The 854-nt window shown below is 69.7% G+C and carries 2 protein-coding genes; both read left to right on the top strand.

Going from position 1 to position 854, the window contains the following annotated elements; translation table 11 throughout:
- On the top strand, positions 1-708 hold a 708-nt coding region (locus tag AC31A1_RS52045), incomplete at its 5' end, for a thiolase C-terminal domain-containing protein (RefSeq protein WP_489660016.1).
- An 18-nt stretch (positions 709-726) separates the two neighbouring features.
- Positions 727-854 (top strand): zinc ribbon domain-containing protein (locus AC31A1_RS52050; protein ID WP_489660017.1); only part of this gene is annotated, 128 nt, incomplete at its 3' end.

Genomic DNA, 854 nt, shown 5'->3' on the forward strand with positions numbered 1-854 from the left:
ATGCTCACCCGCCGCTACATGTACGAGTACGGCGCGACCCGGGATCACCTGTTCAACGTCGCCCTCGCCTGCCGGAACAGGGCCAACCAGAATCCGGCGGCCATCATGTACGACCGCCCCCTCACCCGCGAGATGTACATGACCTCCCGCTGGATCAGCGAACCCCTCTGCCTCTTCGACAACTGCCTAGAGACAGACGGGGCGTTGGCCTGTGTGGTCGTCTCCCGCGAGCGCGCCCGCGACTGCCGGCGCACCCCCGTGTACGTCCACTCAGCCGCCCAGGGCCTCCCCGCCCAGCACCACGGCATGGTCAACTACTGGAACGACGACCCCCTCACCGGCCCCGCCTGGGCCGCCGCCCGACACCTGTGGAAACACGCCGACTTCACCCCGCAGGACGTCGATGTCGCCCAGATCTACGACGCGTTCACCGCCCTCGTCCCGCTCTCCCTGGAGGGCTACGGCTTCTGCGGACGAGGGGAAGGCGGCGCCTTCACAGAGGGGGGCGCTCTGGAGATCGGCGGCCGACTGCCCCTGAACACCAGCGGCGGCGGGCTCTCCGAGGCATACGTCCACGGCTTCAACCTGATCAACGAAGGTGTACGGCAGTTGCGCGGCACCAGCACCGCCCAGGTCCCGGACGCCGCCACCTGCCTGGTGACGGCGGGCGAGGGCGTCCCCACCTCCGCCCTGCTGCTCACGAAGTGAAACGAGGAGTCGACCGCCATGCTCACTCCGCTCACCGACGCCGACGGCGCCCCCTTCTGGCAGTACGCCCGCGACGGCGAACTCCGCGTCCAGACCTGCTCCGACTGCGACGAACCCCGCTTCCCGCCCCGCCCCTGCTGCCCCCA

The organism is Streptomyces sp. P5F9 (genome assembly GCF_057961495.1).